21 protein-coding genes and 1 pseudogene are annotated in these 18832 nt (G+C 69.4%); 17 read left to right on the plus strand and 5 right to left on the minus strand.

The window, feature by feature from the left end; genetic code table 11:
• A pseudogene (locus A5704_RS27800) lies at positions 1-162 on the minus strand (WS/DGAT domain-containing protein); the annotation flags it as partial.
• Here A5704_RS27800 and A5704_RS17375 point away from each other — a divergent pair.
• Positions 107-325 (plus strand): WS/DGAT domain-containing protein, encoded by a 219-nt coding sequence (locus A5704_RS17375; protein WP_231969171.1) that lies wholly within the window; start codon positions 107-109, stop codon positions 323-325. The pseudogene A5704_RS27800 and the gene A5704_RS17375 overlap by 56 nt on opposite strands.
• A 99-nt stretch (positions 326-424) precedes the next feature.
• Here the strand turns inward: A5704_RS17375 and A5704_RS17380 are convergent, their stop codons facing one another.
• On the minus strand, positions 425-640 hold the full coding sequence (locus A5704_RS17380) for a hypothetical protein (RefSeq protein WP_197508501.1): 216 nt from the start codon (positions 638-640) through the stop codon (positions 425-427).
• A 261-nt stretch (positions 641-901) separates the two neighbouring features.
• Here A5704_RS17380 and A5704_RS17385 point away from each other — a divergent pair, with 261 nt between their 5' ends.
• The 6 genes from A5704_RS17385 to A5704_RS17410 all read left to right on the plus strand — a co-directional run bounded on the left by A5704_RS17385 (position 902) and on the right by A5704_RS17410 (position 5079).
• Entirely contained in the window at positions 902-2062 is a 1161-nt protein-coding gene (locus A5704_RS17385) for a site-2 protease family protein (protein ID WP_067751695.1), read from the plus strand.
• 228 nt (positions 2063-2290) lie between these two features.
• A complete protein-coding gene (gene fdxA, locus A5704_RS17390; protein ID WP_067751698.1) occupies positions 2291-2647 on the plus strand; it encodes a ferredoxin in 357 nt (118 codons plus the stop codon).
• A 7-nt stretch (positions 2648-2654) separates the two neighbouring features.
• Positions 2655-3335, plus strand: a complete 681-nt coding sequence (locus A5704_RS17395; protein ID WP_067890127.1) for a metalloregulator ArsR/SmtB family transcription factor — start codon at positions 2655-2657, stop codon at positions 3333-3335.
• Complete coding sequence (locus A5704_RS17400; RefSeq protein WP_067751704.1) at positions 3332-3757, plus strand: hypothetical protein; 426 nt, start codon at positions 3332-3334, stop codon at positions 3755-3757. Before A5704_RS17395 ends, A5704_RS17400 begins: the two co-directional genes overlap by 4 nt.
• 31 nt (positions 3758-3788) lie before the next feature.
• The gene (locus tag A5704_RS17405; protein WP_067751707.1) at positions 3789-4133 is read left to right on the plus strand and encodes a cupin domain-containing protein; all 345 of its coding nucleotides are present in this window, start codon (positions 3789-3791) and stop codon (positions 4131-4133) included.
• A gap of 4 nt (positions 4134-4137) precedes the next feature.
• Positions 4138-5079 (plus strand): nitronate monooxygenase family protein, encoded by a 942-nt coding sequence (locus tag A5704_RS17410; protein ID WP_067751710.1) that lies wholly within the window; start codon positions 4138-4140, stop codon positions 5077-5079.
• 138 nt (positions 5080-5217) lie between these two features.
• Here the strand turns inward: A5704_RS17410 and A5704_RS17415 are convergent, their stop codons facing one another.
• Positions 5218-5718: a DUF1990 family protein gene (locus A5704_RS17415; protein WP_067751713.1), complete on the minus strand. Its 501-nt coding sequence runs from the start codon at positions 5716-5718 to the stop codon at positions 5218-5220.
• 55 nt (positions 5719-5773) lie between these two features.
• Between A5704_RS17415 and A5704_RS17420 the strand changes: the two genes are divergently transcribed.
• The 4 genes from A5704_RS17420 to A5704_RS17435 all read left to right on the plus strand — a co-directional run bounded on the left by A5704_RS17420 (position 5774) and on the right by A5704_RS17435 (position 9415).
• A complete protein-coding gene (locus tag A5704_RS17420) occupies positions 5774-6667 on the plus strand; it encodes an aldo/keto reductase (RefSeq protein WP_067751717.1) in 894 nt (297 codons plus the stop codon).
• Positions 6668-6687: 20 nt separating this feature from the next.
• Positions 6688-7311, plus strand: a complete 624-nt coding sequence (locus A5704_RS17425) for a PaaI family thioesterase (RefSeq protein ID WP_067890129.1) — start codon at positions 6688-6690, stop codon at positions 7309-7311.
• A gap of 123 nt (positions 7312-7434) precedes the next feature.
• Complete coding sequence (locus tag A5704_RS17430; RefSeq protein WP_156670024.1) at positions 7435-8160, plus strand: trimeric intracellular cation channel family protein; 726 nt, start codon at positions 7435-7437, stop codon at positions 8158-8160.
• A gap of 16 nt (positions 8161-8176) precedes the next feature.
• Positions 8177-9415 (plus strand): amidohydrolase, encoded by a 1239-nt coding sequence (locus tag A5704_RS17435; RefSeq protein ID WP_197499168.1) that lies wholly within the window; start codon positions 8177-8179, stop codon positions 9413-9415.
• 46 nt (positions 9416-9461) lie between these two features.
• Here A5704_RS17435 and A5704_RS17440 read toward each other — a convergent pair whose 3' ends face one another.
• The gene (locus A5704_RS17440) at positions 9462-11237 is read right to left on the minus strand and encodes a sodium:proton antiporter (RefSeq protein ID WP_067890131.1); all 1776 of its coding nucleotides are present in this window, start codon (positions 11235-11237) and stop codon (positions 9462-9464) included.
• A 35-nt stretch (positions 11238-11272) separates the two neighbouring features.
• On the opposite strand from A5704_RS17440, the gene thrS reads away from it, so the two are divergent.
• Genes thrS through A5704_RS17470 form a run of 6 tightly spaced genes read left to right on the plus strand, consistent with a single transcriptional unit; the run spans position 11273 to position 17623 of the window.
• Entirely contained in the window at positions 11273-13327 is a 2055-nt protein-coding gene (thrS, locus tag A5704_RS17445; protein ID WP_067751729.1) for a threonine--tRNA ligase, read from the plus strand.
• Complete coding sequence (locus tag A5704_RS17450) at positions 13320-13895, plus strand: HIT domain-containing protein (RefSeq protein WP_067751732.1); 576 nt, start codon at positions 13320-13322, stop codon at positions 13893-13895. The genes thrS and A5704_RS17450 overlap by 8 nt, the downstream gene beginning before the upstream one ends.
• Positions 13892-14524: a phosphatidylinositol phosphate synthase gene (pgsA, locus tag A5704_RS17455; RefSeq protein ID WP_067751736.1), complete on the plus strand. Its 633-nt coding sequence runs from the start codon at positions 13892-13894 to the stop codon at positions 14522-14524. The genes A5704_RS17450 and pgsA overlap by 4 nt, the downstream gene beginning before the upstream one ends.
• Before the next feature lie 8 nt (positions 14525-14532).
• Entirely contained in the window at positions 14533-15462 is a 930-nt protein-coding gene (locus A5704_RS17460; protein WP_067751792.1) for a phosphatidylinositol mannoside acyltransferase, read from the plus strand.
• Positions 15462-16586: a glycosyltransferase family 4 protein gene (locus tag A5704_RS17465; protein ID WP_067751739.1), complete on the plus strand. Its 1125-nt coding sequence runs from the start codon at positions 15462-15464 to the stop codon at positions 16584-16586. The genes A5704_RS17460 and A5704_RS17465 overlap by 1 nt, the downstream gene beginning before the upstream one ends.
• Positions 16586-17623: an NUDIX domain-containing protein gene (locus A5704_RS17470; protein WP_067779633.1), complete on the plus strand. Its 1038-nt coding sequence runs from the start codon at positions 16586-16588 to the stop codon at positions 17621-17623. Before A5704_RS17465 ends, A5704_RS17470 begins: the two co-directional genes overlap by 1 nt.
• 5 nt (positions 17624-17628) lie before the next feature.
• Here A5704_RS17470 and A5704_RS17475 read toward each other — a convergent pair whose 3' ends face one another.
• Complete coding sequence (locus A5704_RS17475; RefSeq protein WP_067751745.1) at positions 17629-18828, minus strand: PE-PPE domain-containing protein; 1200 nt, start codon at positions 18826-18828, stop codon at positions 17629-17631.
• Positions 18829-18832: the final 4 nt, after the last annotated feature.

Below are 18832 nucleotides of genomic sequence, written 5' to 3' on the forward strand. Positions count from 1 at the left end.
GAATCCGACCCGGTCGGCGTACAAGCACGTCGTGATGTTGAGTGCGTGACCGTCGTAGACCGTCGACACCGGATACATCTCCTCGATTCGCGCGCCGTTCCAATACATTTCGGCCGCCGGTCCGCGGACATGTGAGATCGGCAGATTGTATCCGGTGTCGACGGTCTACGACGGTCACGCACTCAACATCACGACGTGCTTGTACGCCGACCGGGTCGGATTCGGCTACGCCGCGGGTCGTGACGTCGTACCCGACATCGAGAACTTCATCCCGCTGACCGAGGAGTGCCTGGCCGAGCTGGAGGACGCTCTCGCGGTGGGCTGACCGCGGGACGTGAGCGGGAGCAACGGTGTGACCGTCGTGGCGGGAATCGGCGGAGCGTCGATGTGGTCCGAATCGTCCCGATTTGCTTGCGCCGCAAGTTTAATGGCGCGCCAGCCGGGGGGCCCGACCGACCTGGCCCAGGATGCGCTCCAAGACGGCGTTGGACAGGTCGCCGTCGTCGGCTACGCGAGACAGGCCGCGGCGGCGCAGGAACGTGTCGAGGCGTCGATCGGGGGACCAGTCGGCGTAGATCGGGCCGAGATACCGCGACTGAAGGAACTCGCAAGCCAGGGCGTCCACGTCAGAGTCCGTCAACAACAACGGTGGGATACCACCCATACCCGCGATGCTCCTTTGTTCAGCCGGAACCGCATGCCAAATTACGTGACACGGCGCCGGTAGTCCGTCACGCGGAGATTGCGGATCGGGCCCAAAGTCATCACCGCCCCCGCCGTCCGGCGGCTTGATCGACGTTCGCCGGGGTCCAACGGCCCTAGTGGTAACAGTCGCGTCGCACTACCTTCGGACACGAGGCGGCAGTCGGGCCGCTTCCCTCAACGACTTTGGAGGTTCGAGGTGCGCGACGCGATCCCAATCGGGCGGATCGCCGGCTTCCCGGTGAAGGTCCACTGGAGCGTGCTGGTGATCCTGTGGTTGTTCACCTGGAGCCTGGCCAGCATGCTGCCCGGCAGCGTCAAAGGGTATTCGCCCGTCGCCTACTGGGTTGCCGGGGCGTGCGGCGCGCTGGTGCTGTTGGCGTCGCTGGTGGCGCACGAGCTCGCGCATGCCGTCGTCGCCCGCCGCGCGGGGGTCCCCGTGGGCAGCGTGACGCTCTGGCTGTTCGGCGGAGTCACCACCCTTGGCGGTGAGGCGAAGACGCCGACGGCGGCGTTCCGGATCGCGATCGCCGGGCCGGCCACCAGCCTCGCGCTGGCCGCCGTCTTCGGCGGCCTGGTCGCTGTCCTGCCGGAGGTGGGCGCCGCGCCGATCGCGGTCGGCGTCGCCTCCTGGTTGGCCGGCATCAACCTGCTGCTGGGCCTGTTCAATCTGTTGCCCGGCGCACCGTTGGACGGTGGCCGGGTTTTGCGGGCCGTCCTCTGGCGCCGCCACGGCGACAGCGTCCGCGCCAGCATCGGCGCCGCCCACGCCGGGCGGGTGGTCGCCTTCATCCTGATCGGGCTGGGGCTGGCCGAATTTCTGCTCGGCGGTGTGGTGGGTGGGGTCTGGCTCGCGTTCATCGGCTGGTTCATCTTCGCAGCCAGCCGCGAAGAGGAGACGCGGATTGCGACCCAGCAGATGTTTGCCGGAGTGCGCGTCGCCGACGCGATGACCGCCCGCCCGCACACCGCTCCCGGGTGGATCACCGTCGACGATTTCGTCCAGCGCTATGTGCTCGGCGACCGGCACTCCGCGTACCCCGTCGTCGACCAGAGCGGGACCATTTCGGGTCTGATCACCTTGCGGCAGTTGCGTGATGTCGCACCCGAGCGGCGCGCCACCGCCACCGTGGCGGAGATCGCGCAGCCGCTGCAGGAGGTGCCCTCCGGCGCACCGCAGGAGCCGCTGACCACCCTGCTGGAGCGGATGGCCCCCGCCGGCCCGCGCAGCCGCGCCCTGGTTTTCGACGCCGGCCAGGTCGTCGGCATCGTGACACCGACCGATGTGGCCCGGCTCATCGAGGTCTACCGGCTCGCCCACCCGGAAGGCGCGAAACCCGCTTCGGCTCAGAGCATTTAAACGAAGGCGCTCGACATCGGGGTTTATGGGCGCCGGTGGCCTTCGCCGGGCCGGGCCCGCGGCCAGATGCGCGCCACCGGGTCGCCGCCGCGGTCCGCCGCGGGAAGCCGAGCGACGGTCGGCGGCCTGACCATCAGAAAGCCTGTCGCACAGGGTCTTCCAAATGAGCCCCGGCCGGTGCTCCCGATTGCCTCGTTTTTACAAGTACTATTGTGTAAACTGTCGGGCATGACGTACGTGATCGGAAACCCGTGCATCGATGTGTTGGACCGCGCCTGTGTGGACGAGTGCCCCGTTGACTGTATCTACGAAGGTGGCCGGGCGCTCTACATTCATCCCGACGAATGCGTGGATTGCGGAGCGTGCGAGCCGGTGTGCCCCGTGGACGCCATTTACTACGAAGACGACCTGCCTGGCGAGCTCAAACCGCACCTGGCCGACAATGAAGCGTTCTTCACCGAAACGCTGCCGGGGCGAGACGCCCCCCTCGGGTCACCGGGTGGGGCGGCCAAGTTGGGTCCGCTCGGTGTAGACACGCCTTTGGTGGCCGCTCACCCGAGGGCCGACCAAGCGGAAGGAGCGTGAGGGACCCGTGAATGTGCCGCGCACGTCGGTCGGGGAGTCCGCCAGCCGCCGCCGCGAGGTGCTGCGGGTGCTGCGGACGTCGCCCGACCCGATGAGCATCGCCGCTATCGCCGACGTGCTGGGCGTGCACCCCAATACCGTCCGATTCCACCTGGACAGCCTTGTCGGCGACGGGCAGGTCGAGCACGTCGAGCTGGACCGCAAGGGGCCGGGCCGCCCACCGTTGATGTTCCGTGCGGTCCGCCAGATGGACCGCGGCGGGACGCGGCACTATCGCCTGCTCGCCGAGGTGCTTGCCACGGCGTTCGCCGGTGAGCCCGACGCCGGCGCCAAGGCGGTGGCCGCGGGGCGGGCCTGGGGGAGAAAGCTCGATGCCAGCCTGCAGTCGGTTCCGATGAATTCCCCCAGCGCCGACGACGCGATCGACCACCTGGTCAACATGCTCGACGAACTCGGCTTCGCGCCCGAGCGCCGGGCGGCCGACGGGGAGCAACAGGTCGGGCTGCGGCACTGCCCGTTCCTGGAACTGGCCGAGAACCGGACGACCGTCGTCTGTCCGGTGCACCTCGGCCTCATGCAGGGCGCCATGGAGACCTGGGGTGCGCCCGTCTCGGTCGACCGGCTCGAGGCGTTCGTCGAGCCCGATCTCTGCCTGGCGCACCTGAAGCCGCAGAAGGCCGCCAAGTGAGCACCGGCCACGCGGTGGCCGTCGCGGTGACCTTCGTGTGGCTCGGCATGGTGCTGGCGATCTCGTTCCTGGAGGCCCCGCTGAAGTTCCGCGCACCGAATGTGACGTTGCAGGTCGGGCTCGGCATCGGGCGGCTGGTGTTTCGTGCCCTCAATACCGTCGAGGTCTGTTTCGCGCTTGTGCTGTCGGCGATCGTGGTCGCGGGCCCGACGCCGGCGGGTGTCGCCGCGGCGGCTTTCGTCGCGGTGGGAGCGCTTGCCCTGCAGCTGATCGCCGTGCGCCCCCGTTTGACGCGCCGCTCCGACAGCGTGCTCGCCGGGTCCGAAGGGCCGCGCTCGCGGGCCCACTACGGCTACGTCGGCTTCGAGGTGGTCAAGGTGGCCGCGCTTGTCGCGGCGGGGATACTGCTACTGACGGGGTGATCGCGTCCGCTCAACCACAAAGGACTCAGCTATGGAATCGATTTCGTTGACCAGCCTCGCGTCCGAAAAGCTGGCCGAGGCCAAGGAAACCCACAGCGGCCGGGCCGCCCACACCATCCATGGGGGCCACACCCACGAGCTCCGGCAGACTGTGCTGGCTTTGCTTGGCGGGCATGAACTTTCCGAACACGACAGCCCCGGCGAGGCGACGCTGCAGGTGCTGCAGGGCCACGTGCGCCTGACCGCCGGTGATGACGCTTGGGAAGGCAAAACCGGCGACTACGTCGCGATCCCGGCGGAGCGGCACGCCCTGCGCGCGGTCGAGGATTCGGTGGTCATGCTGACGGTGCTCAAGACCCTGCCGTCGGCTCACTAGCCGCATGCTTTCGACGCCCTGGTCAAGGGAATTCGGGCTGCGGGTACCGATCGTCAACGCGCCGATGGGCGGGGTCGCCGGGGGCCGGCTGGCCGCGGCGGTCACGGCGGCCGGCGGCCTGGGCATGGTCGGCATGGGCAGCGTGGCGACGAGGGAACTGCTGAAAACCCAGCTGCAGCACGTGCGTGGGACGTTCGGCATCGGCCTGGTCGATTGGGTGATGCGTACCGAGGCGGGCCTGTTCGAGGATGCCCTGGCGGCGCGTCCGGCCCTGCTGTCGGTCAGTTTCGGGACCGACTGGTCGTGGGTCGCGAAGGCGCACGACGCCGGAATCCCCACCGCCACACAGGTTTACGACGGCCTCGGCGCTCTCCAGGCGGCCGACGCGGGCGTCGACATCCTGGTGGCCCGCGGATCGGAGGGCGGCGGGCACGGTGAGACGACGCTGGCGACGCTGCCGTTGCTGGACACCGTGTTGGACGCCGTCTCGGTGCCTGTCCTCGCGGGGGGCGGCGTGGCGTCGGCGCGCAGCCTGGCCGCCGTGCTGGCCGCCGGGGCGAGCGGGGCGTGGGTGGGCACCCGCCTGGCCGCGTGTCCGGAGGCGCTCTCCGGTGACGGCAGCCGCCGTGCGCTGATCGCGGCCCGGGCCACCGACACCGCGGTCACCCGGGCCTTCGACGTCGCCCAGGCGCGGCCGTGGCCCGCGCGGTTCCCGTCGCGGGTGTTGACCAACGACTTCGTCGAGCGCTGGACCGGCAAGGAGGACGCGCTCAACCCGCAGGCCTGCGACGAACTCGAGGCCTCGATCGCCGCCGACGACCGCCGGGTCGCCCCGGTGGACGCCGGTCAGGGCGTCGGGATGATCCGCGACGACGCGTCGGTGGCCGAGGTGATCGACGAAATGTGTTCGGGCGCAGAGTGTTTGCTGGCTCGCTGGGGTTCCTAGCGTCCACCCGCGACGCTGGCGTGTCCCCCGCAAGCGGGCGGAGCCCCCGGCTCGACGGCGGGAGCCACGCTGGCCTGACGCTCGGCGGCGGGAGACACGCTCGCGTGACACTCGGCGGCGGACGCCGGCGCTGCCGGCTCAGACCCCGCGCAGATAGCGTTTGGCGATGAGGCGCTGAGCCACCGACACCACGGGCCTGGCGGCCTTGCTCCACCAGGTCGCCGGCCGCGAGAACGCCGTTACCTCCGCGAACACCGCGGAGGTCGCGGGGTCCCGCCGGACGACGAACCGTTCCTCGCCTGACTCCGGATGTCCGGGCAGTGTGCCGTAGGCGAATCCGCGGATGTCGGGCTCGTCGATGACGTACACCACCCGGCATGGCGCGGGCAGAAAACCCATGCGCACCACCACGACCGTGCCGACCTCGGCAACCTCAGAGCTGGCCCGCACCCGCAGGCCGGCGCCGTGCTGCATGCCCCAGCGCATGACGGCGTCGGCGGCGCGTTCGAAGCGCTGCTGCCCGGTGCCGATCTGCTTCTCCGTGTGCAGGTGGCCGTATCCGGCGGGCAAATTGCCGGATGCGGTCGCCCCCACCTCGGGGTAGGTCAACGGCAGTTCCTCGAGCGCTCCCAAGTCCACCCGTCCAGCTTGCCACGCCGAGATGGGGCCACATTTACGGCGTACGGTCGTAAAAGTGACCGCACAAAACTCCGAAACCGTTGCACCAAAAAGCCAAGCGTCCGGAACGTTCACACTCGGCGGCGACCTGACCATCAACCGGCTCGGCTTCGGTGCCATGCGCCTGACCGGCAAGGGCGTCTGGGGCCCGCCCGCCGACCGCGACGAAGCGGTCCGCGTGCTGCGGCGCGCCGTCGAACTCGGCGTGAACTTCATCGACACCGCCGACTCGTATGGCCCGTACATCGCCGAGGAGATCATTCGCGAGGCGCTGCATCCCTACGACGGCTTGGTCATCGCGACCAAGGCGGGTCTGCTGCGCACCGGCCCCGACGTCTGGATCCCACTGGGCAACCCGAGCTATCTGCGCCAGGAATGCGAGATGAGCCTGCGCCGCCTGGGCGTCGACACGATCGACCTGTTCCAGCTGCACCGCATCGACCGTGACTTCCCGCTGGCCGACCAGGTGGGCGAGCTGCTGGCGCTGAAGAACGAGGGCAAGATCCGCCACATCGGCCTGTCCGAGGTCAACGTCGATCAGCTCACCGAGGCCCAGCGGATCACCGAGATCGTCTCGGTGCAGAACATGTACAACCTGTCCGCCCGCGGGGCCGAACCGCTGCTGGACGCCGCGACCAGCCAGGGCATCGGCTTCATCCCGTGGTTCCCGCTGGCGGCCGGGCCGCTGGCCGCCCCCGACGGCCCGCTGCAACGCATCGCCGGCGAGCACCACGCGAGCGCGTCCCAACTGGCGCTGGCCTGGCTGCTGAAACGGTCGCCGGTGATGCTGCCGATCCCGGGCACGTCCAAGGTGGCGCACCTGGAGGAGAACGTCGCCGCCGCCCAGATCGAGCTGAGCGACGACGAGTTCGAGGCGCTGTCGACCGCGGGAGGTCAGAACACCGTCTGACCACCGGATACGGTGTCCGGGTGAGTAGCGGACAGGCCAGGCACTCTGGCGGCGGGTTCAACCCGCCCGAACCGACGACCAAGGGCGGTCCCGACTACGGCCGGTTCATCGAGGCCGTGCGCAAGCTGCAGGACCACGCTCGCGCCGTCGACGCCCCCGACCAGGTGATCACCGAGGCGGCGAACCAGCTGGAGAAGCTCTCGGAGTTGCTCGCCCCGTACGACGCCGACGAGTGGGCGGCGCCCTCGGGCCGCCGCATGGACCTGCCGATGCGCGGCAACGTCCTGACGGTTCCCATGTCCGCCCGCAGGGGTGACGACAGCCGCGTGCACGGCTGGGCGCGTTTCGCCCGGTTCCATCTGGGGCGCAACGGCGCGGTGCACGGCGGTTCGCTCGGCATGCTGTTCGACACCGTCCTCGGCCTGACGGCGGTTCTGCTCACCGGGAGCCGGCGCCAGCGCACGGCCTACCTCAAGATCGACTACCGCAACATCGTGCCCATCGAAAAGGAGCTGCAGTTTGACGCCGGCGTCGACCGGGTGGACGGGCGCAAGATCTTCGTCTCCGGCCGGCTGACCGACGGCGACACGCTGCTGACCGAAGCCGACGCCCTGTTCGTGCGGCTCAAACCCGGCCAACCCTAGCGCGATGTTGCATCGAACACCGTTGCACCGCAGCAATTTCGGTGAGACCCGGTGGTCGTGCGCCCAGGTGCGTCGGCCCGGTCTGCGCGGATACCCGGCCCGGCCGGGGAAAGGGGTTTCGGTGTGACGCCCGCCGGCCTGACAATGGCGGACCTGTTCCGTGCGGTCGACCTGACCGGGGTGTTCGGCAACGCCCTGCTGGCCGGCGTGATCGCGCGGAAGGAGAAGCTGGACCCCGTCGGGTTCGCGGCCCTCGCCGTGTTGTCGGGTCTGGGGGGTGGCATGCTCCGCGACACTCTGCTGCAGCGTGGCACCCCGGTCGCGCTCACCGACTACGCCTATCTGCTGACCGCCCTCGCCGGGGCGGCGTTCGCGTTCGCCTTCCGGGTCGAGGGCCGGGTGTGGAACTGGGTATGGCCGATCGTGGACGCGCTGGCATTGGGATGTTGGGCGGCAACCGGTGCGCACAAGACGCTGGCCGTGGGGCTCGGCTGGCTGGCGGCGCTGCTGCTGGGCACGATCTCCGCGGTCGGCGGCGGAGCGACGCGGGACATCGTGATGCGTCGCGTCCCGGGGATCTTCGGCGGAAACACCCTGTACGCCACCTGCGCCCTCGCGGCGAGCGGCGTGCTCGTGCTCTTCAACTACCGCGACCACCCAACCCCCGGGCTGTTGGTGGGCACACTGACCGGGACGGTGCTGTGCTGGCTTGCTCAGTGGCGTGGCTGGATGTTGCCCGCCGTGGGTGCCTGGTCGCCGCCGACGCTTTTCTCGCGGCGGCGCTCCCGCCCGCCGGCGCCCCGGGACCACCAGACGGAGGAGGGCCTCAACGATGGGGACAGCCGCTAACTCGGTGTTCACGCGGGTGCTCGCGGGGCTGCGTGACGCCCGTGCCTGGCAGGAGGAGTTCTACCGCAATCTGCACCAACACCCGGAGCTGTCACACCAGGAGCGCGAGACCGCTGCGGCCGTGGCCCGGCGGCTGGGTGGCTTCGGCTACGACGTGCACGACGGCATCGGCGGCACCGGCGTCGTCGGGATTCTGCGCAATGGCGACGGCCCGGCCGTGTTGTTGCGGGCCGACATGGATGCGCTGCCCGTCAAGGAAGACACCGGCCTCCCGTATGCCAGCACCGCCACCGCCACCGATGCGGACGGCAACCGGGTATCGGTGATGCACGCCTGCGGCCACGACGTGCACGTGACCTGCCTGCTCGGGGCGGCCGCGCTGCTGGCCGGTGCCCGCGGTGAGTGGAAGGGCACCGTGATCGCCTTGTTCCAGCCCGCCGAGGAGGTCGGTGACGGCGCCCGCGCCATGCTCGACGACGATCTCGCAACGCTGGTCGGCCGTGTCGACGTCGCCCTCGCCCAGCACGTCCTGCCTTTTCCGGCCGGTCGGGTGGGCACACGACCCGGGCCCGTCCTCTCCACCGCGGACAGCATGCGGATCACCGTGTATGGCCGCGGCGGCCACGGCTCGATGCCCCAGGCCACCGTCGATCCGGTGGTGCTCGCCGCCATGATCGTGATCCGGCTGCAGACCGTAGTCTCCCGCGAGGTCGCGCCGACCGATTCGGCCGTGCTGACCATCGGCCGGATCGAGGCGGGAACCAAGAGCAACATCATCGGCGACCACGCCGTGCTGGAGCTGAACCTGCGCGCCTTCAGCGAGCAGACCCGCGGCAGGGTCCTGGATGCGATCCGGCGCATCGTGACCGCCGAATGCCAGGCGTCCGGATCCCCGATGGATCCCGACTTCGAGCTTTTCGATCACTATCCGGCGACGGTCAACGATTCCACGGTCACCGAGCGGGTGCGGGCCGCGTTCGACGATTTCTTCCGCGAGCGATCATGCGAGCTGCCGCTTCAGGCCGCGAGCGAGGACTTCAGCGACATTCCGACGGCGCTGGGGACGCCCTACTGCTATTGGGGTATCGGCGGCGCCGATCCCGACACCTATCACCAGGCGGTGAGCGCGGGTCGCGCCAGCGAGGACATCCCGGTCAACCATTCGCCCGCGTTCGCGCCGGTTATCCAGCCCACCCTCGACACCGGGACCCAGGCGCTGACGGTCGCCGCGCTGGTTTGGCTTGCGCCGTCATAACCGTTGGGCGGCAACCGCATTGGGATCTTCACCGGCCGCGCCGGTCTCAGAGCCGGGTGGTCGGCAACGTCACCTCTTCGTGATCGAGTTCGCGTTCGAGCACCCGAAGGCTCCGATCGGGCAGCATGCCCGCGTCACGCCAGCGCACGAGTTCGTCGCGCTCGGCATCGATGGCCACCCGCCGGATCGCGACGGCCGCCTCGTATTCGGGATAGTTCGGTACGTCGTCGGAATCCGACAGCAGATCGAGCCGACGTTGATACCGCTCGAGCCGGGCGCGCAACTGCCTTCGCACAACGTCGATCGCCCTGGCGTCCGCTTCGCTTTTGTGACCCAGCTCGTCGAGGGTCTCGAGGGCGGCGCGCACGGCGGCCGTGCGCGCCCGATTACGCAGGCGCACTTCGTCCACGGCCTTCGCGTGAACGCCGAGGGCACGCACGACCGGCCCGAAAGTGCTGCCCTGCCCGATCAGCGTCACCAGCACGACCACCAACGTGCAGAACAGCAACAGATCCCGGACGGGAAACCGTGCGCCGCTGTCGGTGGCGAAGGGCACGGCGAAGATCGCGGCGAGGCTGACGACGCCTCGGGTGCCGGCCCAGCTCAGTACGAAAATCTCACGGCCACTGAGTCTCTCGGCGTTGCGGTCGCGCCGGGGAGGGGCTTGGGCCGGCTCGTCATGGTCGTCGTCATCGTCGGCGGTCCCCGTGACGTTCCCGAGCCTGGTGTGCAGTGACCGGGGCAGTGACTGCGTGAGCATCAGCCACAGCGGCCGCACCAGCAGCACCGCCGCGGTGGTCACGGTGGTCGCCACGACGATGGTCGACACCGGGTAGCCGCGCAGGCCGTCGAGGATGGCCGGGAACTGCTGACCGATCAGCAGGAAAACGAGGCCCTCGAGGAGGAAGTTGGCCAACCGCCACACGGCCCGGGTCTGCAACCGGCTCGCCCCGGACTCCGACCGCGGCGAGTCGTGCCCGACGACCAACCCGCACACCACAACCGCCAGCACACCCGACGCGTGCACCTTCTCGGCCGCCAGATAGGCCAGGAACGGTGTGGCCAGCGAGATCGCGTTGGCCGTCATCACATCGTGCGGCACCCGCCGCAACAGGCGGCGGCACCAAGCGAACACCAGCCCGATCGCCAGGCCTCCCACGGCGGCCAGGGCGAACTCCCGGATCGCGAACGGGAACGAGAAGTCCGCACCCCTGGCCACGGTGATGGCCACCGACAAGGTGGTGAGGGCCGTCGCGTCGTTGAGCAGCCCCTCACCTTCGATGAGGGTGACGATGTTGAGCGGCAGGCCGACCTTGCGGGCGACCGCGAGCGCGGCCACGGGGTCGGTGGGTGCCACCGCCGCGCCCAGCACCGCACCCGCCGCGAGCGTCGCACCGGTGACCAGCAGGGCGAAGGCGGCGCCGACCGATGCCGCGGTCAGCAGAACGAGGATGACCGACAGGCTGATGACCGTGCGCAAGTTGCGGCGTATCCCGACCAGCGACGACTCCAGCGCCGCGTTGTAGAGCAAAGGCGGCAATATGCAGGTCATCACGATGTCGGGCCGCAGGCCGACATTCGGCCCGGGCAGCAACCCGTAACCGATGCCGACGAGGGTGAGCAGGCCCGCGCTGGGGAGTCCGGTGCGGTCGCTGACCCAGTTCATCACCACGATGGCGCCGACGGCGGCGAGCAGCAATGCCAAAGCCGTCTGCGCCCCCACGGTCCCATTCTGCCGACAATTTGCTGCGGGCGTCGTCGCCGCGCGACGTTGCCGCACTGCTCGACGGCCCTGCTTGGCCGCGGGGCGCCCCGATAGCATGGTCGTCGACCCACCGACCTAGGAGAACCCACGCGATGAGCGCCCCCGCAAACCCGTCCCCAGCAGCCCCGATCCGGGTGCCCGCCGGGACCACCGCCGCGGCCGCGGTGCGGGAGGCGGGGCTGCCGGGCCGCGGGGCGCCCGACGCGATCGTCGTGGTCCGCGACGCGGACGGAAAGCTGCGCGACCTGAGCTGGGTGCCCGACTCCGATACCGAGGTGGTGCCGGTGGCGGCCGACACCGACGAGGGGCGCAGCGTCATCCGGCATTCGGCCGCGCACGTGCTCGCCCAGGCGGTTCAGGGCATGTTCCCGCACGCGAAGCTCGGAATCGGGCCGCCCATCACCGACGGCTTCTACTACGACTTCGACGTGGCCGAGCCGTTCACGCCGGAGGATCTGGCGGCGCTGGAAAAGCGGATGCGCCAGATCGTCAAGGAGGGGCAGCTGTTCGAGCGGCGCGTCTACGAGTCCAAGGACCAGGCACGCTCCGAGTTGGCCAACGAGCCCTACAAGCTGGAACTGGTCGACGACAAGTCCGGCGATCCCGACATCATGGAGGTCGGCGGCGACGAGCTCACCGCCTATGACAACCTCAATCCCCGCAGCCGGGAACGGGTTTGGGGCGACCTGTGCCGGGGGCCGCACATCCCGACCACCAAGCACATCCCGGCGTTCAAGCTGACCCGCAGCTCCGCCGCGTATTGGCGCGGGGACCAGAAGAACGCGAGCCTGCAGCGCATCTACGGCACCGCGTGGGAGTCGCAGGAGGCGCTGGACCGCCACCTCGAGCTGCTCGCCGAAGCCCAGCGGCGCGACCACCGCAAGCTGGGGACCGAGCTGGATCTGTTCAGCTTCCCCGACGAAATCGGTTCGGGGCTGGCGGTTTTCCACCCCAAAGGCGGGGTGGTGCGCAGGGAGCTGGAGGAGTACTCGCGACGCAAGCACATCGAGGCCGGGTACGAATTCGTCAACACCCCGCACATCACCAAGGCGCAGCTGTTCCACACCTCGGGCCACCTGGACTGGTACGCCGACGGGATGTTCCCGCCCATGCACCTCGACGCCGAATTGAACGACGACGGAACGGTGCGCAAGCCCGGGCAGGACTACTACCTCAAGCCGATGAACTGCCCCATGCACACGCTGATCTTCCGGTCCCGGGGCCGGTCGTATCGCGAACTGCCGTTGCGGCTCTTCGAGTTCGGCACCGTCTACCGCTATGAGAAGTCCGGCGTGGTGCACGGGCTGACCCGGGCGCGCGGATTCACCATGGACGACTCGCACATCTTCTGCACGCGCGACCAGTTGCACGGTGAACTGGCGTCGCTGCTGCGGTTCGTGCTCGAGCTGCTCGGCGACTACGGCCTGGAGGACTTCTATCTGGAACTGTCCACCAAGGACCCGGAGAAGTTCGTCGGCTCCGACGAGATGTGGGAGCAGGCCACCAACTCACTGGCGGAGGTGGCGGCCGAGTCGGGCCTGGAACTGGTTCCCGACCCGGGCGGCGCGGCGTTCTACGGCCCGAAGATTTCCGTGCAGGCCCGCGACGCGCTGGGCCGCAGCTGGCAGATGTCGACCATCCAGGTGGATTTCAACTTCCCGGAGCGCTTCGAGCTGGAGTACACGGCCCCGGACGGGACCCGTCAGCGGCCGGTGATGATCCACCGCGCCCTGTTCGGGTCGATCGAGCGGTTCTTCGGCATCCTCACCGAGCACTACGCGGGGGCGTTCCCGGCGTGGCTCGCGCCGGTTCAGGTGGTCGGGATTCCCGTCGCAGACGAACACGTGGCCTACCTGGAAAGCATTGCGGCGCAGCTGAAGTCGCACGGCGTGCGGGTGGAGGTTGACAGCAGCGACGACCGGATGGCCAAGAAGATCGTGCACCACACGGGCCAGAAGGTGCCGTTCATGTTGCTGGCGGGTGACCGCGACGTCCAGGCGAAGGCGGTGAGCTTCCGCTTCGGCGACCGCACGCAGATCAACGGTGTGCCCCGCGAGAGTGCCGTCGACGCCATCGTGGCCTGGATCGCCGAACGCGAGAATGCCGCCCCCACAGCCGAACTGGTGAAGGTGACCGGCGGTGAGTGAGCCCAAGGAACGCGCCGAGGACACCATCCTGGACACCGGCGTCGGCGAGAGTGACCACCTGCAGCGGCTGTGGACGCCCTACCGGATGACCTATCTGGCCGAAGCGCCGATGAAGCGCGACCCCGACTCTTCGGGCAAGACCGAGCAGCCGTTCACCGACATCCCGCAACTCTCCGACGAGGAAGGCCTGGTGGTCGCGCGCGGTGAACTCGTCTACGCGGTCCTCAACCTCTATCCGTACAACCCGGGGCACCTGATGGTGGTGCCGTATCGACGGGTGTCCGAGCTCGAGGACCTCACCGACGAGGAGAGCGCGGAGTTGATGGCCTTCATGCAGAAGGCCATTCGCGTGATCAAGAACGTGTCGCGGCCGCACGGCTTCAACGTCGGCCTCAACCTCGGCACGTCGGCGGGTGGGTCGCTGGCCGAGCACCTGCATGTGCACGTCGTGCCGCGTTGGGGCGGCGACGCGAACTTCATCACCATCATCGGCGGCTCGAAGGTGATCCCTCAGCTGCTGCGCGAAACCCGCCGGCTGCTGGCCGCGGAGTGGGCTAACCAGTCATGAGCAAGGTGCCGTTCCTCTCGCGGGCGGCGTTCGCGCGGCTCACCACGCCGACCGCCAAAGCGTGCCTGCGGATGGGATTGACCCCGGACGTGGTGACGGTGCTGGGCACCGCGGGGTCCGTGGCCGGGGCGCTCGCGCTGTTCCCGATGGGCAAGTTGTTCGCCGGTGCCTGCGTGGTGTGGTTCTTCGTGCTGTTCGACATGCTCGACGGCGCCATGGCCCGCGAGCGCGGTGGCGGCACCCGGTTCGGCGCCGTGCTGGACGCCACCTGCGACCGCGTCAGCGACGGCGCGGTGTTCTGCGGCCTGCTGTGGTGGGTGGCCTTCGGCATGCACGACAAGCCGCTCGCGGTGGCGACCATGATCTGCCTGGTCACCTCGCAGGTCATCTCGTACATCAAGGCGCGGGCCGAGGCCAGCGGGTTGCGCGGAGACGGCGGCATCATCGAACGCCCGGAACGGTTGATCATCGTCCTGGTCGGCGCCGGCGTGGCGGACTTCCCGTTCGTGGCCTGGCCGCCCGCCCTGCCGGTGGCCATGTGGCTGCTGGCGGTGGCGAGCGTGGTGACCTGCGTGCAGCGGCTGCGCACGGTGTGGACCTCGCCCGGAGCGACGGAGCGCATGCCGTGATCCCGGGGATGGGTTTGATCACCGCGCCGCGGCGGCTGGTGTCCGGCACCGCGAGCGATTGGACGTACGCGGCCGGCTGGATGGCCGTGCGGGCGATGCCGGAATTCGCGGCGCGCTCCGTGTTCGAGACCGGGGCGCGTTACGCGGCGCGCCGTGGCGGCCCGGCGCAGCTGCGCAAGAACCTGGCCCGCGTCACCGGCGTCGCGCCGGCAGAGGTGCCCGACGACCTGATGCGGGCGTCGCTGGCCTCCTACGCCCGCTACTGGAGGGAGGCGTTTCGCCTGCCGTCGATGGACCTGCGCGCCCTGTCCGGCGAACTCGATGCCGCGTTCCGGGGGGCCGGCAACCTGGACGCGGCGCTGGCGGCGGGCCGCGGCGCGATCTGCGCGTTGCCGCACAGCGGGAACTGGGACATGGCCGGGGTGTGGTTCACCCAGACCCGCGGCACCTTCATCACCGTCGCGGAGAGACTGGAACCGGAGTCGTTGTACCGGCGTTTCCTCCGCTATCGCGAGAGCCTCGGCTTCGAGGTGCTGCCGCTGTCCGGAGGCGAGCGGCCGCCGTTCGATGTACTGTGCGATCGGCTGCGAGAGAACCAACTGGTCTGCCTGATGGCCGATCGCGACCTCACCCGCACCGGTGTGCAGGTCGACTTCTTCGGCGAGGCCACCCGGATGCCGGCCGGACCGGCGAAGCTGGCGGTCGCGACCGGGGCGGCCTTGCTTCCGGTGCACTGCTGGTTCGACGGCGACGGGTGGGGGTTTCACGTGTTCCCGCCACTGGACTGCAGCAGCGGCGACGTCGGCGCCATCACCCAGGCGCTGGCCGACCGTTTCGCAGCGAACATCGCCGCGCACCCCGAGGACTGGCACATGCTGCAACCGCAGTGGCTGGCCGACCTGTCCGAAGCCAAGCAGGCGCGGCTCAGGGAGACCTGATGCGCATCGGGATGGTCTGCCCCTACTCGTTCGACGTCCCGGGCGGGGTCCAGTCGCACGTCTTGCAGCTGGCGGAGGTGATGCGTCAGCGCGGGCAACAGGTGAGCGTCCTCGCGCCGGCCTCGCCGCACGCGGCCCTGCCCGACTACGTCGTCTCCGCCGGCAAGGCCGTCCCGATTCCCTACAACGGGTCGGTGGCCCGGCTGCGGTTCGGCCCGGCAACCCATCGCAAGGTCAAAAAATGGCTCGCCGAAGGCGATTTCGACGTGCTGCACCTGCACGAGCCCAACGCGCCGAGCCTGTCGATGCTGGCCCTGAACATCGCCGAGGGGCCGATCGTCGCGACGTTCCACACCTCGACCACCAAATCGCTGACCCTGACGGTCTTTCAGGGCATCCTGCGACCGATGCACGAAAAGATCGTCGGCCGGATCGCGGTGTCGGACTTGGCCCGTCGCTGGCAGATGGAGGCGCTGGGCACCGACGCGGTCGAGATCCCCAACGGCGTCGACGTCGACTCCTTCGCCTCGGCGCGTCCGCTGGACGGCTACCCGCGGCCGGGCAAGACGGTGCTGTTCCTGGGGCGCTACGACGAGTCCCGCAAGGGCATGTCGGTCCTGCTCGACGCGCTGCCCGGCGTGGTGCAGCACTTTCCGGACGTCCAGCTGCTCATCGTCGGCCGCGGCGACGAGGCCGAATTGCGCGGGCAGGCGGGCGAATTGGTGAAACACATAAGGTTTCTCGGCCAGGTCGACGACGCCGGGAAGGCGTCGGCGATGCGCAGCGCCGATGTGTACTGCGCGCCCCACGTGGGGGGTGAGAGCTTCGGCATCGTCCTGGTCGAGGCCATGGCCGCGGGCACCGCGGTGGTGGCCAGCGACCTGGACGCCTTCCGCCGGGTGCTGCGCGACGGCGAAGTCGGGTGCCTGGTGCCGGTCGGCGACGGCGCTGCGCTGGCGGACGCCCTCATCTCGGTGCTAGAAAACGATGTGCTGCGCGAACGCTATGTGGCGGCCGGTTCGGCCGCCGTAAAGCGCTACGACTGGTCGGTGGTGGCCAGCCAGATCATGCGCGTCTACGAGACGGTCGCGGCGACCGGCGCCAAAGTTCAGGTGGCGAGCTGATGACGTGGCTCGCCGTCGCCGTCGCGGTATTGGTCGGGCTGCTGGCGGTCCTGGGCGCCTGGGCCTACCAGACGGCCAACCGCCTGGACCGGTTGCACGTCCGCTACGACCTGTCATGGCAGGCGCTCGACGGGGCTCTGGCGCGCCGCGCGGTCGTGGCCCGTGCGGTCGCCATCGACGCCTACGGCGGTGCCTCGGAGGGCAGGCGGTTGGCCGCGCTGGCCGACGCCGCCGAGGCCGCGCCGCGGCAGGAGCGCGAGTCGCGCGAGAACGAGCTCTCGGCCGCGCTGGCGATCGTCGACCCGGCCTCGCTGCCGGCCGGGCTGATCGCCGAGTTGGCCGATGCCGAGGCCCGGGTGCTACTGGCCCGCCGCTTCCACAACGACGCGGTCCGGGACACCCTTGCCCTGCGCGAGCGATTCCTGGTGCGGACCCTTCGTCTCGGCGGGACAGCCGCGCTGCCAAGCTATTTCGAGATCGTCGAGCGTCCCCACGCGCTGGCCCACGGCGACGTCGGCTCCTTCAACGGGGTGGTCAGCCACCGCACGTCGGCGCGCGTGGTGCTGCTCGACGAGACGGGTGCGGTGCTGCTGCTGCGCGGCTCCGATCCGGCGATCGGCCGCGGCAGCGCGCCGAAGTGGTGGATCACCGTCGGCGGGGAGGTGCAGCGGGGTGAGCGGTTGGCCGAGGCGGCCGCCCGCGAGCTGGCCGAAGAGACCGGACTCAGGGCCGCACCGGGAGAGCTGGTGGGCCCGGTCTGGCGGCGCGACGAGGTCTTCGAGTTCAACGGCTCGCTGATCGACAGCGAAGAGTTCTACTTCGTCTACCGCACCCAACGGTTCGAACCGTCCGGTGCGGGCCGAACCGACTTGGAACGCAGCTACATTCACGGCCACCGCTGGTGCGACGCGGCTGACATCGCCCGGCTGGCCGCCGCCGGGGAGACGGTGTATCCGAGGCAGCTGGGCGAGCTGCTCGTCGACGCGGCCGCGCTGGCCGGCGGCCGGGCGCCGGGCCCGCTGGTGTCGATTCGCTGACCCGGCTAGAAGCCGCTCGCCAAGCCGTTGGAGGCCAGCGGGGGGAACCCCAGCACCAGCGGGCTGGCGATTCCGGACGTGACGCCCTGGCCGACGGATCCGGCGATGCTCACCGGGCCGGGCAGAATCCCGGGCGCGTAGTAGCCGAAATCGACGATCGGTTTGATGAACGGCTGCAGCAGATCAGCCACCGGATTGCCGAGGATGGGGACCCACCGGATGGGATCCAGCAGCGGCAACTGCGCGGTCTGCATGAAGTAGAAGCTCATATTGCCGACGTGTTGCTGGATGGCGCCGGCGACCTGCGCTGCGGACACGAAGGGCATCGTGTGGTGCAGGTCGAAGAAGCCGAACAGGGCGTTGAGGTCCGACGGAAGCCACAACCAGTTCGCCGGGAAGTTGGCGATCGCGTCGTATTGCAGCGTGAAGATGGACGTCGCATACGACGTGGTGAGCGGGGTGGCGAAGTGGAACGCGCCGAAGCCCGGAATGAAGTGCGTCAGAATGCCACCCATCGGATTGTTCGGGTCGGCGAGCAGGACGAAGTTCAGCAGATCCTGACTCGGACGTAGGGCGGCAGGCAGGGCCTGCAGGTACCGCATCTCCAGGCTGGCGATCGTCGCGCTCTGCGAATACCCAACGACCACAACGTGATTGCCGGCCGCGGTTTGAGTCAGGATCGCGGAGTTCAGCGTCGCCACGCCCTGATAGACCGACTTGCCGAAGGTCTCGCTGCCGAGCCCGGTGATCGGCCAAAACTGTTCGGGGGTGCGCAAACTCACCAGGGTGTAGTCGGAGTAATTGGTGGCGAGATACGCCTGCTGGATGGACGTCATGTACTTCAGGTCCGGCGACGGATTCCCGGTGCCGCCCATGATCAGCGCGATTTTCTGCGTCCCCGTCGTCGACTGCATGGCGGCGGCGTTGGTGGCTTCCGTTTCGGCGTAGGCGTCCTTCGCGGTGATCAGCGTCTGTACGAACTGGTTGTGGAACAACTCCGCCTGGGCGCTGAACGCCTGGTACTGCTGGGCGTGCGCGTCGAGCATCGTCGCCACGCGCACCGACACCGAATCCGTGGCCGGCGGCAGCACCGACGTCGTCGGTCCGGCCACGGCCGCGTTCGTCGCCTGCAGGGACGAGCCGAGCCCTTGCAACTCGTCGGCGGCCGTCGCCATCGCGTCGGGGTCGGTGATCACGAACGACATGGTC

It is taken from the genome of Mycobacterium sp. E735, from assembly GCF_001666955.1.
Taxonomy (GTDB): Bacteria; Actinomycetota; Actinomycetes; order Mycobacteriales; family Mycobacteriaceae; genus Mycobacterium.

Excerpts from the sequence above, each read along its gene's own strand:
- fdxA (WP_067751698.1), top strand. The coding sequence starts at position 2,291 with ATGACGTACGTGATCGGAAACCCGTGCATCGATGTGTTGGACCGCGCC.
- A5704_RS17405 (WP_067751707.1), top strand. The coding sequence starts at position 3,789 with ATGGAATCGATTTCGTTGACCAGCCTCGCGTCCGAAAAGCTGGCCGAG.
- A5704_RS17410 (WP_067751710.1), top strand. The coding sequence starts at position 4,138 with ATGCTTTCGACGCCCTGGTCAAGGGAATTCGGGCTGCGGGTACCGATC.
- A5704_RS17440 (WP_067890131.1), bottom strand. The coding sequence starts at position 11,237 with ATGCTATCGGGGCGCCCCGCGGCCAAGCAGGGCCGTCGAGCAGTGCGG.
- thrS (WP_067751729.1), top strand. The coding sequence starts at position 11,273 with ATGAGCGCCCCCGCAAACCCGTCCCCAGCAGCCCCGATCCGGGTGCCC.
- pgsA (WP_067751736.1), top strand. The coding sequence starts at position 13,892 with ATGAGCAAGGTGCCGTTCCTCTCGCGGGCGGCGTTCGCGCGGCTCACC.
- A5704_RS17460 (WP_067751792.1), top strand. The coding sequence starts at position 14,533 with ATGGGTTTGATCACCGCGCCGCGGCGGCTGGTGTCCGGCACCGCGAGC.
- A5704_RS17465 (WP_067751739.1), top strand. The coding sequence starts at position 15,462 with ATGCGCATCGGGATGGTCTGCCCCTACTCGTTCGACGTCCCGGGCGGG.
- A5704_RS17470 (WP_067779633.1), top strand. The coding sequence starts at position 16,586 with ATGACGTGGCTCGCCGTCGCCGTCGCGGTATTGGTCGGGCTGCTGGCG.
- A5704_RS17475 (WP_067751745.1), bottom strand. The coding sequence starts at position 18,828 with ATGTCGTTCGTGATCACCGACCCCGACGCGATGGCGACGGCCGCCGAC.